Origin of the sequence: Micromonospora sp. NPDC049359 (genome assembly GCF_044466585.1) — a bacterium.
Taxonomy (GTDB): Bacteria; Actinomycetota; Actinomycetes; order Mycobacteriales; family Micromonosporaceae; genus Micromonospora.
Genome location: NZ_JBITMW010000012.1, coordinates 74,959 through 88,410, shown reverse-complemented (window position 1 = coordinate 88,410; position 13,452 = coordinate 74,959). Strand labels below are relative to the sequence as shown.

Here is a 13,452-nt window from a genome sequence, read left to right as displayed (position 1 = left end):
AGGAGACCCCCATGGCGTTCCGACGCCCGTCCCGGTTCGCCGGGTTCACCACGATCTGGTTCGGCCAGCTGCTGTCGGCGCTCGGCACCCGGATGACGAACTTCGCCCTGAGCATCTGGGTGTGGGACGCCACCGGCCGGGCCTTCGACCTGACCATGCTGATGGCGTTCGCGTTCGGCGCGACAGTCATCTTCAGCCCGATCGCCGGCGCGCTGGTCGACCGGTGGGGCCGACGACTGACCATCGTGCTCAGTGACATCGGCTCGGCGCTCACCACCGCCGTCGTGCTGCTGTTGTTCCTCAGCGGCTCGGTCGAGGTGTGGCACCTCTACCTGGTCAACCTGGTGACCGGGGCGTTCCTCGCGTTCCAGCTCCCCGCGTACCAGGCGACCATCACGGTGATGATGGAGAAGGGCCAGTACCCGAGGGCCAACGCGATGATGTTCGCGGTCCGGACCATTCCGGTGATCTTCGCTCCCGGCTTCGCCGCCGCCCTGCTGGGCTTCATGGACATCAAGGTCATCCTGCTCGTCGACGCGCTCTCCTACGTGGTGGCGATCGGGGCGGTGCTGCTGGTGCAGCTCCCACCCCGGCCCCGCTCGACCCAGCCGGACGAGGGCGGCTTCTGGTACGACACGATCTACGGCTTCCGCTACATCCTGGCCAGCCGGGCGTTCACCGGGCTGGAGGCGATCATGTTCGCCATCAACGTGCTCGCGGCCGTCGGCTTCGCCCTGCTGGTGCCGCAGATCCTGGCCCGCACCGACAGCAGCACCAACGCGGTCGGTCTGGTGCAAACCATCGGCGCGGTGGGCGGCGTGGCCGGCGCGCTCCTGCTCGGGCTTTTGCCCAACACCCGCCACAAGATCCGCCGGATGCTCGTCGCCATCCTGGTCTTCAGCGTCCTCGGCCGGATCGTCTACGGCGTCGGGGACAGCATCATCGTCTGGTCCGTCGCCCTGCTCTTCCTGCACCTGTCCATCCCCTTCATCGACGGGTACGCCCAGTCGGTGTGGCAGGAGAAGGTCGAGCCGTCCCACCAGGGCCGGGTCTTCGCCGCCCGCCAGTTCATCGAGGACCTGGCGTACCCCGGCGGCACCGCCCTGGCCGGTATCGCCGCGGACCGCTGGTTTGAGCCGATGATGCGCGAGGGTGGCCCCGGCGTGCCGTACTTCGGGTGGCTGGTCGGCAGCGGACCGGGCGCCGGAATGGGCCTGATCTTCGTGATCGTCGGCCTGTTCGGCATCGGTGTGGCAGCCGCCGGGTTCGCCTCGCCGAGCATCCGCCGGATGGAGACCGACCTGCCCGACTACGACGAGCCGACCGACCCGCCGGCCCCGCTGCCCTCGCCGACCGGCACCGACGAGCTGACCGACGACCGCGCGGTGGTGGCGAAGTGACGCTGACCGAGGTGGTGGCCGGGGTCCTGGAGGTCGACCCGGCCGAGGTGACCGACGAGTCCGGGCCGGAGACCATCGGCACCTGGACCAGCCTGCGCCACCTGCAACTGGTGGTGACCCTGGAGGAGGTCTACGGGCTCTCCTTCGCCTTCGACGAGATCCGCGACGTGCGCAGCGTCGGCGAACTGCGGACGGTGCTGCGCGCCAAGGGCACGGAGACGCGATGAGCACCGTCCTGTTCACCCGACGCGCCCGCTGGCAGGCGCTCAGCCGCCGGCGGCCGGCCCCGACGCTGCGCGTCGCCCTGCTGGCCAGCTACACGGCGGACCCGCTGGTGCCGTACCTGGGCCTGGACCTGCACGAGCGCGGCCTTTCCGCCACGCTCACCGTCGGCCCGTTCCAGCAGGTCGTGCAGCAGTGCCTGGCCACCGACGGCTTCCTCGCCGAGGTCCGGCCGGACGTGCTGGTGGTGGCGCAACGCCTTGAGGAAGCGGGCGAACCCGGCGCGGGCGGCGACGCCTGGGCGACGGAGCTGCTGGCCGGGGCCGAGGCGGCCGTCACCGCCGCACGTCGGCACGGCGCCCTGCTGGTGTACGTGCTGCCGGCGATCCCCGCGGCCCGCCCGTCCGGGCCGGCCGACGCGATGCACGCCGACGGGGTGGCCGCCAGCGCCACCGTCGTCCGGCAACGCCTGCGCGACCGGCTGGCCGGCGACCCGTGGGTGCTGCTCGTCGACGCCGACGAGGCGGTACGCGCCGTCGGCGACGAGCGGGCGCACCACCCGGTGCTGTTCCGCCTCGCCAAGGTGCCGTACACCGAGGAGGTCTTCGCCCGGCTCGGGGCGACCGCCGCCACGCTGGTGGCGTCCTGGTTCGGCACGGGCTGCCGGGCGCTGGTCGTCGACGGCGACGGGCTGACCGGCGCGGCGCACCTGCTGCCGGCGCTGCGCGAACTGCGCGCCGCCGGCGTACGGATGGCGCTGCGGGCCACCGGCGACGGGTGCTGGTCGGACGGCGACGCCGTCGACCTGCTGGGCGTGCTCGACGGCTGGGTCACCGACGACCGGCCGATCGGCGCACAGCTCGCGGAGATCGCCGAGGCGCTGGACGTGGCACCGGCGCAGCTCGTCCTCGCCGGCGTCGACGCGGCCCAGCTCAAGCCGCCCAGTGCTGGGCCGCCCAGTGCAGGGCCGCCCAGCGAAGGGCCGACCAGCGAAAGGCCGACCAGCGAAAGGCCGACCGGCGATGAGCCGACCGGCGACGGGCCGGCGGTCGAGGGGCCGCCGCGGCGCGTGCTGCTCGGGGCCGACCCGACGGCGTGGCCGGACGAGCTGCGGGCGGCGCGGTTGACCGACCGGCTACCGGAGCGACGGTGGATGGGCGGCGGGACCGGACCCCTCGCCGCGCCCGCCGAACTGTCCCTGGACGACTTCGTGGCCGGCCTGGACGTCCAGGTCGACTATCTGCCCGTCGTCGCGGACGGCGTCGCCGAGGTCGCCGAGGTAGTAGCCCGCGCGCACGACTTCGCGCTGACGTCGGCCCCACCGGCCGCCGCGCTGGCCGCGCGGGCCGCCGACCTCCTGGCCATCCGGGTCCGCGACCGGCTGGGCGACTACGGCACCTCGGGCCTCGTCGCGCTGGACCGCGGCGCCGACCGCTGGACCGTCGACGTCTTCTCGCTCTCCTGTCCCGTGCTGGGCAAGGGCGTCGAGGCGGCCGTGCTGCGGGAGGTGACCCGCCGGGCCGGCGCGGCCGGCGCGGACGAGGTGGTCGTCCGGTGGACCGACACGGGCCGCAACGGCACCGCCCGGCGCTTCCTGTCCGAGGTGGACAATCTCGCGCCCGCCGATCCTCGGGTCCGGCTACGCGCCATCCACGCGAGCGACGACCGGACCACGGGGGTACGGCCATGAGCGCGCCGCCGGTCGGCGTCGGGGTGGCCGCCCTGGCCCACGTCCTCGGCGAGCCGGTCGACGTGGCGGCGGCCGCGGCCGCGTACACCAAGGATCTTGATCGTCTGCGGTCCTGGGAGTACCGGACCTTCCACCGGGCCGGTCCCACCGTCGGGGTGACCGACCTGGCGGTGGTGGCCGGCGGCACGGCCCTGGACCGGGCCGGGCTGTCCGCCGCCGACGTGGACCTCGTGGTGCTGGCCATCCCCGACCTGGCCGAATACCTCTACTGGGACCCGGCCGCGCACACCCAGGCCCGCCTCGGCGCGCACCGGGCCGAGGCGGTGCTGCTCAACCAGGCGTGCGGCGGCGGGGTGGCCGCGTTCGACACGGTGGCCGGGCGGTTCGCCACCCATCCCGACTACCGGACGGCGCTGGTGATCGGCGCGAACCGGGTGTGCGAGCCCTACTGGAACCGGATGGAGGTGAACACCAGCGTCTTCTCCGACGGCGCGGCGGCGGCCGTGCTGGTCCGTGACCACGACCGGTGCCGCTGGCTGGCCACCGAGACCATCACCGACGGCCGGTACGCGGGCTTCATGCGGATGCCCGTCGGCGGCGCCGCCCAGCCGTTCACCCCGGACGCCGGCACCCCCCGCGTCGGTGACCCGGCGGACCGGCTCAACGAGTTCTTCGCCGGGGACGTACGGCGGATGTTCCGGTTCGTCGCGACCATCCGGGAGCGCAACCGGCAGGTGGTCCAGGCGGCCTGCGACCGGGCCGGCGTCACGCTCGCCGACGTCCGCCGCTTCGTGCACTTCCACGACAACGCCCGGCAGTTCGCCGAGCTGGCCAAGGACCTCGGCGTGGAGCTGGAACGCACGAACGTCGAGCTGGCCCTCGCGCACGGTCACATCGGCTGCGCCGACCAACTCATCAGCCTGGAGCGCCACCTCGACAGCGGCGAGGTGGCCACCGGCGACCTGGTCGCCCTGACCAGCACCGGCAGCGGCATGCACTGGGTCTGCACCCTGCTGCGGGTCTGACCGGCCGCCGCACCCACCCACGGGAAGGAACACCGAACATGAGAGTCGAGGAGGTCCTGCACCGGATCCGCCGGCTGCGCCGACCAGGCGCGGCCGCCGACCCGGAGCTGGCGCCCGGCCTGGTCCACCTGGACGACGCGGCGGTCACCGCCGTCGCGTCCGCCGGTCGGCTGCTCGCCGACGTACCCGTCGAGAAGCTGGCCAGCCCCGACTTCCCGCTGCGCCCGCTGCGGGTCGCGGTCACCGGCACGTTCACGCCCGGCACGCTGGAACCGCTGCTGCGGGTGGCGCTGCTGCGGATCGGCATCGCCGCCGAGATCCACGTCTCCGGCTTCGACCAGCTCGTGCTCGACCTCAGCGACCCCGGCTCGGCACTCGCCGAGTTCCGGCCGGACGTCACGCTCTGCCTGCTGCACGACGGCTGGTTCCTGCCCGCCGAGTGGGACCCCGGCGACCTGGCCGGCCTCGCCGACGTGCTGCGCGAACGGGCCGGCGTGCTCACCGCCGCGCTGCGCGGGTACGCCACCCGCACCGACGGCGCGGTGCTGCTGCACACCGTGCCGCTGTCGCCGTTGGAACACCGCAGTCTGGTCAGCTTCCGGGGGCGGGCCGAGCTGGGCCTCCTCTGGCGGGAGCTGAACGCCCAGCTCCTGGAGCTGGGTGGACGGGACACGACGTACACCCTGGACCTGGAAGCGCTGCTGGTGGACCACGACGGTCCGGTGCGCGACGAGCGCCTGTACCGGTTCGCCAGCATGGCGTGGACGCCCACCGTGGAACGCCGGTACGCCCACGAGGCGGCCACCTTCTGCCGGGCGGCCCTCGGCCGGACGGCCAAGGTGCTCGTGCTGGACCTGGACAACACGCTCTGGGCGGGCGTGCTCGGCGACGACGGGCTCACCGGCATCCGACTCGGCGCCGACTACCCGGGCAACTGCCACCGGGACGTGCAACGTCGCGCCCTGGCGCTGCGCCGGCAGGGCGTGCTGCTCGCGGTGTGCAGCAAGAACGACCCGGACCTGGTGACCGAGGCGTTCGCGCAACATCCGGACCTGCTGCTGCGCGCCGACGACTTCGTCGCGCAGGCGGTCAACTGGGGGCGCAAGGACGAGAACCTGCGCCAGCTCGCCACCAGCCTCAACCTGGGCCTGGACGCCGTCGTGTTCGCCGACGACAGCCCGTTCGAGTGCGAGCTGGTACGCCACGAGCTGCCGAGCGTACGGGTGGTGGAGCTGGCCGGCGACCCGGCCGGCTTCTCCACGCGGCTGCTCACCGAGGGGCACTTCACCGTACTGTCCACCGGCGCAACCGACCGGGAACGCACCGAGCTGTACCGGGCCCGCGCCGGGCGGGAGCGGTTCGCCGCCACGTTCGACTCCGCGGCCGACTACCTGCACGAGCTGAAGTTGCGGGTCAGCGTCCGGGACGTCGACGCGCACAGCCTGCCCCGGGTCGCGCAGCTCGGGCTACGCACCAACCAGTTCACGATGGCCGAACGGGCGCACACCGAGGCGCAGACCCGGGCCCGCGCCGACTCCCCCGACCACCTGGTGCTCACCGTCGAGGTGGCCGACCGGTTCGGCGCGGAGGGGCTGGTCGGCGGCCTGTGGCTGGACCGGACCGATCCGGACGCCTGGGTGATCGAGAACTTCGTGCTGAGCTGCCGGGTGTTCTCCCGGGGCGTTGAGCAGGCGGCCCTGCACCGGGTGACGGAGCTGGCCCGCTCGGCCGGCGCGACCCGGCTGGAGGCGCTGTTCCGGCCCACCGCCCGCAACAAGCCCGGCGGGGCCGTCTGGCCGTCCGCCGGCTTCACCGTGGCCTCCGTCGAGGACGGCACCACCCGGCACGTGCTGCCACTGCACCCCCCGCCCCGGCTGCTGCCGGCGTGGATCGCCCTGGAGGAGGGAGACATCCGTGCCTGACCTGTTCACCACCGTCGCGGGCCTCATCGAGCAGGTCGCGGACGTACCGGCCGAGGAGATCACGCCCGACGTCCGGTTCGCGTCGTTGGCCCACTGGACCAGCCTGGAGGCGCTGCGGCTGCTCTCGGCGCTGGAGGACGACCTCGGCGTACGCCTGGACCTGCGGGCGTACCTGGCGGTGACCGCCGTCGGCGAGCTGGTCGACCTGGTCGCCGCCGAGCGGGACGGGGTCGTCCGGTGACCGCCACCCGCACCGAGGTGGCGCCCACCGCGCCGACCCGGCTCACCGACGCCGACCTGGACCTGCTGCTGCTCATCCGGCACTTCGAGCTGGCGCTGCTGGACATGTTCGGCCGGGGCGAGCTGCACGGCACCACGCACACCTGCCTGGGCCAGGAGTACGTGCCGGTGGCGCTGCGCCCGCTGCTCGACGACGACGACTTCGTGTTCAGCAACCACCGGGGCCACGGCCACTACCTGGCCCGGTTCGACGACCCGCACGGCCTGCTCGCCGAGGTGATGGGCCGCGACGGCGCGGTGTGCCACGGTGTCGGCGGCAGCCAGCACATCCTGCGCGAGCGCTACCTGTCGACCGGGGTGCAGGGCGAGAGCGCGCCGGTGGCCGCCGGGGTCGCGCTGCACCTCAAGCGCACCGAACCCGGCCGCCTGGCGCTGGTCTACCTGGGCGACGGCACGTGGGGCGAGGGCGCCGTCTACGAGGCGCTGAACATGGCCGCGCTGTGGGGCCTGCCGCTGGTGCTGGTCGTAGAGAACAACGGCATCGCCCAGTCCACGCCGACGACCGCGCAGCTCGCCGGCAGCATCGGCGGCCGGGCGCGGGCCTTCGGGGTGGACCACCTCCGGATCACCTCCACCGACACCGAGGTCGTCCGCGCCGCGCTGACACCGGCGCTGCGCCGGGTCCGCGAGCGGTCCACGCCGTACGTGGTGGAGCTGCTCACCCACCGGGTGGGGCCGCACAGCAAGGGGGACGACAGCCGTCGCCCCGAGGAGATCGCGCACGCGCGGGCGCACGACTGGTACGCGCGTTACGCGCGGGCGTACCCGGAGCAGTTCGACGCGCGCGACGAACGCCAACGGGCGTACGTGGCCCAGGTCGTCGCCGACGTCGCCGGCCGCCCGGCGAGCCGCTGGACGGAGGAGAACCGTGGCTGAGCGGGTGGTGGAGAACCTCAACCAGGCCCTGCACGCGCTGCTGGCCGACGACCCCACGCTGAGCGTGCTCGGCGAGGACCTCGTCGACCCGTACGGCGGGGCGTTCAAGGTGACCCGGGGACTGTCGGCGCGCTGGCCGGATCGGGTGCTGTCCACCCCGCTGAGCGAGGGCGGGATCGTCGGCGTGGCCGGTGGGCTGGCCCTGGCCGGGCAGAGCGCGATCGTCGAGATCATGTTCAGTGACTTCGTGGCGCTGGCGTTCGACCAGATCCTCAACTTCGCCAGCAAGTCCACCGCCATGTACGGCCGGCGGGTGCCGATGCGGCTCGTGGTGCGCTGCCCCACCGGCGGCAACCGGGGGTACGGCCCGACGCACAGTCAGAGCCCGCTGAAGCACTTCGTCGGCATTCCCGGCCTGAGCGTGCACGAGGTGTCGCCGTTCCACGACAACCGGGCGGTGCTCGCGGGCATGCTCGCCACCGGCCGGCCGGGACTGCTCTTCGAGGACAAGGTCCTCTACACCACACGGATGTACGCCGACGGCGTCGTGGACGAGCTGTTCCGCTACGACCTGATCGGCCCGGACGCCGACGTCGCCCGGGTTCGGGTGGACGAGGAGGAGCAGGCCGACTGCGTGCTTGTCGTACCCGGCGGGTTGGCCGCCCGGGCCGTGTCGGTGGCCCGGGAGCTGCTGCTGCGCGACGACGTCGTCTGCCAGGTGCTGGTGCCCTCGCGGCTCTGGCCGCTGGACACCGACGCCCTGCTGCCGCCGATCGCGCGGGCCGGACGGGTCGTGGTGGCCGAGGAGAGCACCGCCGGCGGCACCTGGGGCGCGGAGCTGGCGCAGGTCGTGCACCGGCGGCTCTGGGGATCGCTGCGCGCGCCGGTACGTCTCGTGCACTCCGCGGACAGCGTCATCCCGACCGCCGCGCACCTCGAACGCACCGTGCTGGTGCAGGACGCCGACATCCACCAGGCCGTGAAGGAGGTCGTCAGTGGTGACTGACCTGGTCGTCCCCAAGCTCAACAACAACGACACGACGTACGTCCTGCTCGACTGGCTGGCCGAGGACGGCGAGCGGATCCGCGCCGGCGAGCCGATCGCCGAGGTGGAGACGTCCAAGGCGGCCGAGGAGCTGCTCAGCGACGGCGACGGCGTGCTGCACCGGCTCGTCGAGGTCAACCAGGAGTGCGCCCCGGGCGACGTCATCGGGCACGTCTTCGACGACGAGGAGGCGCGGCAGCGGTTCCTCGCCGCAGCGGTCACCGCGGCCGCCCCGACGCCCGACACCCGACCGGGTGGGCCCGTACTCACCGACTCGGCCCGGGAACTCGCCACCGCGCACGGCCTGGGCGACGACGAGTTGCGCGGGCTCGGCAAGGCGGTCGTGCGGCGTACCGACGTGGAACGCCTGCTGGCCGACCGGTCGGCGGCGCCCACGGCCGCGACCGAGCCGGTGGTGGTGGCCGCGGCCGCCGCGCTGGCGGCCGGCGACGGCCCGGAGCCGGACGACCCGCGCCCGGTGCACACGCTCTCCCGCGCCCAGCGCGCGGTGGCTGCCGTGGTCACCGAGTCGCACCGCGAGGTGCCGGCGGCGCTCGCGGTGATCAAGGTACGGGCCGACGCCGCCCTCGCGGTCGCCCGGCAGCTCACCCGCGCCACCCGCACCCTGGTCGGTCTGCCGGAACTGCTGGTCAAGGTGATCGGCGGGCTGCGCGAGGACCACCCGTTGCTGTTCGCCTCCCCCGGCGACGGCAGCAGCGTACGGCTGGCCGAGGCGGCCCACGTCGGCGTCACCATCGACGTCGGGACGGGCCTGTTCATCCCGGTGGTCCGCGACGTCGAGGAGCTGACCTGCGCGGAGATCGCCGAGACGCTGATGGACTTCCGCAGCCGGGCCGGCGGCGAGGGCTTCCGGGCCGGCGAGCTGGCCGGCGGGACCATCGTCGTGTCCCTGCACACCGATCCCGACGTGGTGCTCGCCGGGCCGATCGTCTTTCCCGGTCAGACCTGCGTGGTGGCGATCGGCGGGACCCAGGACGAGCTGGCGCTGGACGCGGACGGTCAGGTGGTGACCCGCCGGTTCGTCAACCTGAGCGCCGTCTACGACCACCGGGTCGTCAACGGCCGGGAGGCGGTCGCCTTCCTGCAGGCGGTGAAGGCCGCCCTGGAGTCCCCCGACCACCTCGCCGAGGAGTGACGCGCCGGTCAGCCGAAGAGCTTCTCGTCGCACACCTGCCAGCCGACCTCCGACTCCAGCCGCAGGTCGAGCCGCAAGGTCTGACCGTTCCGGCCGGTCAGTTCGACGGTCACCGAGGCGCTGTTGCCGGCCTCGTTGGTGAAGGCGGCCCGGCCCATGGTGTGCGACACGGGCCGGCCGAGGCGCTGCACCGCCGAGGTGAACGCCGCCAGGTCGGTCCGCTCCCTGATCTCCTGGCACAGGGATTCGTGGGCGGCGGCGTCGTCGTTGCGCTCCAGCCGATGGACGAACTGGTCGGCCGCCGCGCGCGGCTCGTCCACGTCCGGTCCGGCGTACATCCACAGGAGAAAGCCGCCGACCGGCACGGCGAGCGCCGCCAGGCACCCGAAGATGATGGCGCCCGCGACGATCCATCCCGTACGCGAGGCCCTGGGCGGTGGGTCAACCGACGGGGGGTGCGGTGACAGGGCTGGGCGCATGGCGAAAGGCTAATTCCGGCGGGTACCTGACCGACGACGGTACGGCCACGAATCGATCTCGCTGTCCGTGGAGCCCGCCGGTCAGCCGGTCACGCAGGTCTGCCGGTCGTGATCGTTGGCCGCCGAGCAGCGGCGTGGACGGCGTGTCGTGATGCTGAGCCGCCAACGATTACGAGCGGCGGCGGTGGTGGCAAGCACGCACAGCGCGGCGGCGCCGAGCAGGGGTGGACGTCCGCCCAGGTGGACGGCCGCCGAGCCGAGCGGGATCGTCAAAACGAGCGGCCCGAACATCGCGGTGTTGGCCGTCGCGGCGACCCGGCCGAGCAGTGCCGCAGGGGTGTGCGTCTGCACGGCGGTCACCGCCGCGACCACGGTCCACGGCAGTCCGACGCCGACGGTCACCGCGCCCGCCACCGTGACCGGCCACCAGGGCAGACACCGGGCCAGACAACCCGTCGCGAACAGCACCGTTCCAGCGACCCCGACGGCCACGGGACCCCGTCGGGTGAGGAGCCGACCGACGACGAGTCCGCCCAGGATGGAGCCGGCGCCCTGGGCGCTGGCAAGCACCCCCAGAAAGCTCGTTGGCAGGCGCAGTTCCGTGACGACGATCGCGTAGAGAGCGGCGGTCACGAAGCCGGACATGGCGATCGACACTCCGGCGAGCAGGACCGGAACGCGGATGGTCCGCTGTCCGGCCAGGACTGCCAGTCCGGTACGGAGGCTGTGAGCCCGCCTCGTCGGTCGCCCGGATGGCGGCCGGTTCAGGCGGACCACCAGGTAGAGGAGGGCGACCAGAATCGGCATCACCGCGCTCAGCGCGGCCACCGCGTGCCCGCCCTGCCAGGCGTAGAGGCCCGCGCCGACCAGCGGCGCGACGAGCTTCATGCCCTCCTGGGCGCTGGAGCGCCACCCGTTGACGTCGCCGAGTTCCGCTGCCGACAGCGCGGACGGCAGCAGCGCCGTCTCGCCCGCGTCGATGAGTACGTAGCTGACACCGTAGGCGCACGAGACGGCGAAGACGAGCCAGGTCTGCCCCGGCCCACGGACGGCGAGGAGCGAGAACAGGGCGGCGGCCAGCGCGAGGTTGACGGCGATCACCAGTGGTCGCCGGGACGCCCGGTCGAGTAGGCCGCCGAGCCACGGGCCGGCGAGGACCGGGGCGTACACGCAGAGCCCGGTGAGCGCGGCGACGGCGGTCGAGCCGGTGAGGTCGAGGACCCAGAGGCCGGCCACCAGCGACATGGCGCTGCTGCCGAAGCCGGACAGCATGGAGATCGCCACGAACAGGTAGGCGTTGCGCCGCATTCAACCCTCCAGGTTGAGCCGAGTTCACTCACATCCTGTTGGGTTGAGCCTCGATCAGGCAATGCTGGCAGTGCGGTGTCAATGCAACATTGACAAGGCGGTGTCGAGGGCGTCCGCCACCGTGTGCACCGGCTGCGGCAGTCGGTCGCCCGCCTGGTCGAGGTCGGCGCGCAGATGCAGGGCCAGCGCGTAGAGCGACCCCGGGTCGGCGTCCAGAGCCGCGTCGACCGTGCTCCGCACCAGTGTCGCCCGACGGAAGCGGGAGTCCCACCGCCGGTCCGTCGCGATCCACCGCCCCAACTCGGCCACCGCGGCCCGCAACGCCACAATCCGCGGCGAGTAGCCCCGGTCCAGGTCCTGCCGCCGCGCACGCCGTGCCACGGCCAGGCGCTGCCGGCGCTGCTCGGCCGCCTGCCGGCTGCCGAGGCCCAGGGCCGTCGCGATCTGCGCCCAGGTGACGCCATCGTGGCGGGCCCGGTCGATCAGCTCGGCCTCGCGCTCATCCAGACGGGTACGAGCGGCACGGACCTCAGCCAGACCGGCCAGCGGCGTCGTCACCGTGTCAACATTACATTGACAGCTCGACGTCGCGAGGGTGCGGCAGTGCAGGGCTCAGGCGAGTCGCGGTCTGCGATCTGCGGTCCCGGCCGGACAGCTGCCTGTTGCCACGGTTTCCCGACGGGCGGGGTGGCCCCCACTATCCGACGACGCTGTCGAGCTGCCCCATCTCTGGGACGGCCGAACGCTGGCGAGCTGACCCCTCTTGCGGGACGACCAGCCGCCGTCGAGCCGCACCGCTTCCGGGACGACCCAACGCTGGCGAGCTGCCCTGAGGAAAATTCACCCGTCGTGTTGAACCGTTGTCATGGACACGCCGTTGAGAGCCAGACAGCAATCACCCACACGGGAGGACCACAAGCATGCCCCCCGCGAACGACGCGACCGCGGTTATACGCCAATGGCCTACGAGGAAATCATCGCAGACCCGAGCCTCGCCGATCCCCAGATCGCACTCGCCTGGGGACATGCCACAGGCCGACTTCCACCTAGCGTCAGAAGATTCAGCGCGTTGAGCGAGGAAGTCTTGGATGACCTTGCTGACGCGCACGGAATCCGCCGCCGCTACTACACGCTTGAGCGGGAGGGCAGGAATTTTGTCCTCAGGAAGAATACCGATCTTGCCCCCCACGGCGCCAATCGGAATCGTGCGGCAAATGTGCGGATTGCCCCGCCCGCTGGCTGGTCATCGCAGACATCGGCTCGGGCGACCTATCAGGACTTCACGGACTGGGCTCGACCCTCCGGCCAACTCGCCGAAAGCAGCCGCTCAGCAGACCTGCCGAGGATGCTGAATGATTTTATTACTGCCAGCGAATCCAGACAAAATCCATACACCGTGACCCGAGACGGCAACACCGCTGGTCTAGCCATCACCGGATCGAGCACGATGTATCAGGATCCCAATCCCTATTCGGTCGCGGCTCAGTGGGCCTCCCACGGCCAGTACGCCAACAGCGCGGGCCCCGCCTCCTCCCCCTCCATCAGCGACATGACTTCACGCTTCGAGTCCATGAGCATCGGCGACCCCTCGTCGCGAGCCGAAGTGGCAGGCATTCCCTCATCAGGAGCCCCAACACACCACTACCAGGACCAGGACAACGTCACCGCAAGGAGGGCACCGGCTCCTGACCAGGGCACCCCCAGACTCCGACGCCGCTAGGTGGCAGTGGGCAACGATTCGGACGGCGGCTCGAAACGCTCCACCGAGGTCGGGGTCTGTCAAGTAAGCGGCTCTGTCTCAGGACGACCCAACGCTGGCGAGCTGCCCCACCCACAGGACGACCGAACGCTGGCCGGCTGCCCTACTTCTGGTACCACATGGGGCTGTGGGGCTGCCCCACTTCTGGGGCAGCTCGACAGGCAGCACGGACACTTACCTCCGTCGACCGGGCTCACCGCCCAGGCCGGGCCCAGACCAACGCCGAGACTGAGCCAGCGCTGAGGCCGGGCCAGCGTCGGGCTGGCGGAC

13 protein-coding genes are annotated in these 13,452 nt (G+C 72.4%); 10 read left to right on the top strand and 3 right to left on the bottom strand.

Features of this window, described 5'->3' with window-relative positions:
- The first annotated feature begins 11 nt into the window (after positions 1 to 11).
- From ACIBTX_RS25315 to ACIBTX_RS25275, 9 genes are read left to right on the top strand one after another with little or no spacing between them, the layout of a single operon-like run.
- Entirely contained in the window at positions 12 to 1,400 is a 1,389-nt protein-coding gene (locus tag ACIBTX_RS25315; protein WP_357125645.1) for an MFS transporter, read from the top strand.
- Positions 1,397 to 1,627: an acyl carrier protein gene (locus ACIBTX_RS25310; RefSeq protein WP_355048096.1), complete on the top strand. Its 231-nt coding sequence runs from the start codon at positions 1,397 to 1,399 to the stop codon at positions 1,625 to 1,627. Before ACIBTX_RS25315 ends, ACIBTX_RS25310 begins: the two co-directional genes overlap by 4 nt.
- Positions 1,624 to 3,312 carry a hypothetical protein gene (locus tag ACIBTX_RS25305; protein ID WP_396833087.1) on the top strand — a complete coding sequence of 563 codons (1,689 nt, stop codon included), beginning with the start codon at positions 1,624 to 1,626 and terminating at the stop codon, positions 3,310 to 3,312. The genes ACIBTX_RS25310 and ACIBTX_RS25305 overlap by 4 nt, the downstream gene beginning before the upstream one ends.
- Positions 3,309 to 4,337 (top strand): 3-oxoacyl-[acyl-carrier-protein] synthase III C-terminal domain-containing protein, encoded by a 1,029-nt coding sequence (locus ACIBTX_RS25300; RefSeq protein WP_357125637.1) that lies wholly within the window; start codon positions 3,309 to 3,311, stop codon positions 4,335 to 4,337. Before ACIBTX_RS25305 ends, ACIBTX_RS25300 begins: the two co-directional genes overlap by 4 nt.
- 38 nt (positions 4,338 to 4,375) lie before the next feature.
- Positions 4,376 to 6,259, top strand: coding sequence for an HAD-IIIC family phosphatase (locus ACIBTX_RS25295; protein WP_357169250.1), 1,884 nt, complete (start codon positions 4,376 to 4,378; stop codon positions 6,257 to 6,259).
- Positions 6,252 to 6,500, top strand: a complete 249-nt coding sequence (locus ACIBTX_RS25290; protein ID WP_357125631.1) for an acyl carrier protein — start codon at positions 6,252 to 6,254, stop codon at positions 6,498 to 6,500. Before ACIBTX_RS25295 ends, ACIBTX_RS25290 begins: the two co-directional genes overlap by 8 nt.
- The gene (locus ACIBTX_RS25285) at positions 6,497 to 7,435 is read left to right on the top strand and encodes a thiamine pyrophosphate-dependent dehydrogenase E1 component subunit alpha (RefSeq protein WP_357125628.1); all 939 of its coding nucleotides are present in this window, start codon (positions 6,497 to 6,499) and stop codon (positions 7,433 to 7,435) included. The genes ACIBTX_RS25290 and ACIBTX_RS25285 overlap by 4 nt, the downstream gene beginning before the upstream one ends.
- Complete coding sequence (locus ACIBTX_RS25280; protein WP_396833086.1) at positions 7,428 to 8,441, top strand: alpha-ketoacid dehydrogenase subunit beta; 1,014 nt, start codon at positions 7,428 to 7,430, stop codon at positions 8,439 to 8,441. Before ACIBTX_RS25285 ends, ACIBTX_RS25280 begins: the two co-directional genes overlap by 8 nt.
- Positions 8,434 to 9,636: a 2-oxo acid dehydrogenase subunit E2 gene (locus ACIBTX_RS25275; RefSeq protein WP_357169244.1), complete on the top strand. Its 1,203-nt coding sequence runs from the start codon at positions 8,434 to 8,436 to the stop codon at positions 9,634 to 9,636. The genes ACIBTX_RS25280 and ACIBTX_RS25275 overlap by 8 nt, the downstream gene beginning before the upstream one ends.
- 8 nt (positions 9,637 to 9,644) lie before the next feature.
- On the opposite strand, the gene ACIBTX_RS25270 is transcribed toward ACIBTX_RS25275, so the two are convergent.
- The 3 genes from ACIBTX_RS25270 to ACIBTX_RS25260 all read right to left on the bottom strand — a co-directional run bounded on the left by ACIBTX_RS25270 (position 9,645) and on the right by ACIBTX_RS25260 (position 11,981).
- A complete protein-coding gene (locus tag ACIBTX_RS25270) occupies positions 9,645 to 10,115 on the bottom strand; it encodes a hypothetical protein (protein WP_357125619.1) in 471 nt (156 codons plus the stop codon).
- Positions 10,116 to 10,196: 81 nt separating this feature from the next.
- Positions 10,197 to 11,423 carry an MFS transporter gene (locus ACIBTX_RS25265; protein ID WP_357125616.1) on the bottom strand — a complete coding sequence of 409 codons (1,227 nt, stop codon included), beginning with the start codon at positions 11,421 to 11,423 and terminating at the stop codon, positions 10,197 to 10,199.
- Between the two features lie 78 nt (positions 11,424 to 11,501).
- Positions 11,502 to 11,981 (bottom strand): hypothetical protein, encoded by a 480-nt coding sequence (locus ACIBTX_RS25260; protein ID WP_357169235.1) that lies wholly within the window; start codon positions 11,979 to 11,981, stop codon positions 11,502 to 11,504.
- 400 nt (positions 11,982 to 12,381) lie between these two features.
- On the opposite strand from ACIBTX_RS25260, the gene ACIBTX_RS25255 reads away from it, so the two are divergent.
- Complete coding sequence (locus ACIBTX_RS25255; protein WP_396833085.1) at positions 12,382 to 13,143, top strand: hypothetical protein; 762 nt, start codon at positions 12,382 to 12,384, stop codon at positions 13,141 to 13,143.
- The last annotated feature ends 309 nt before the right edge of the window (positions 13,144 to 13,452 follow it).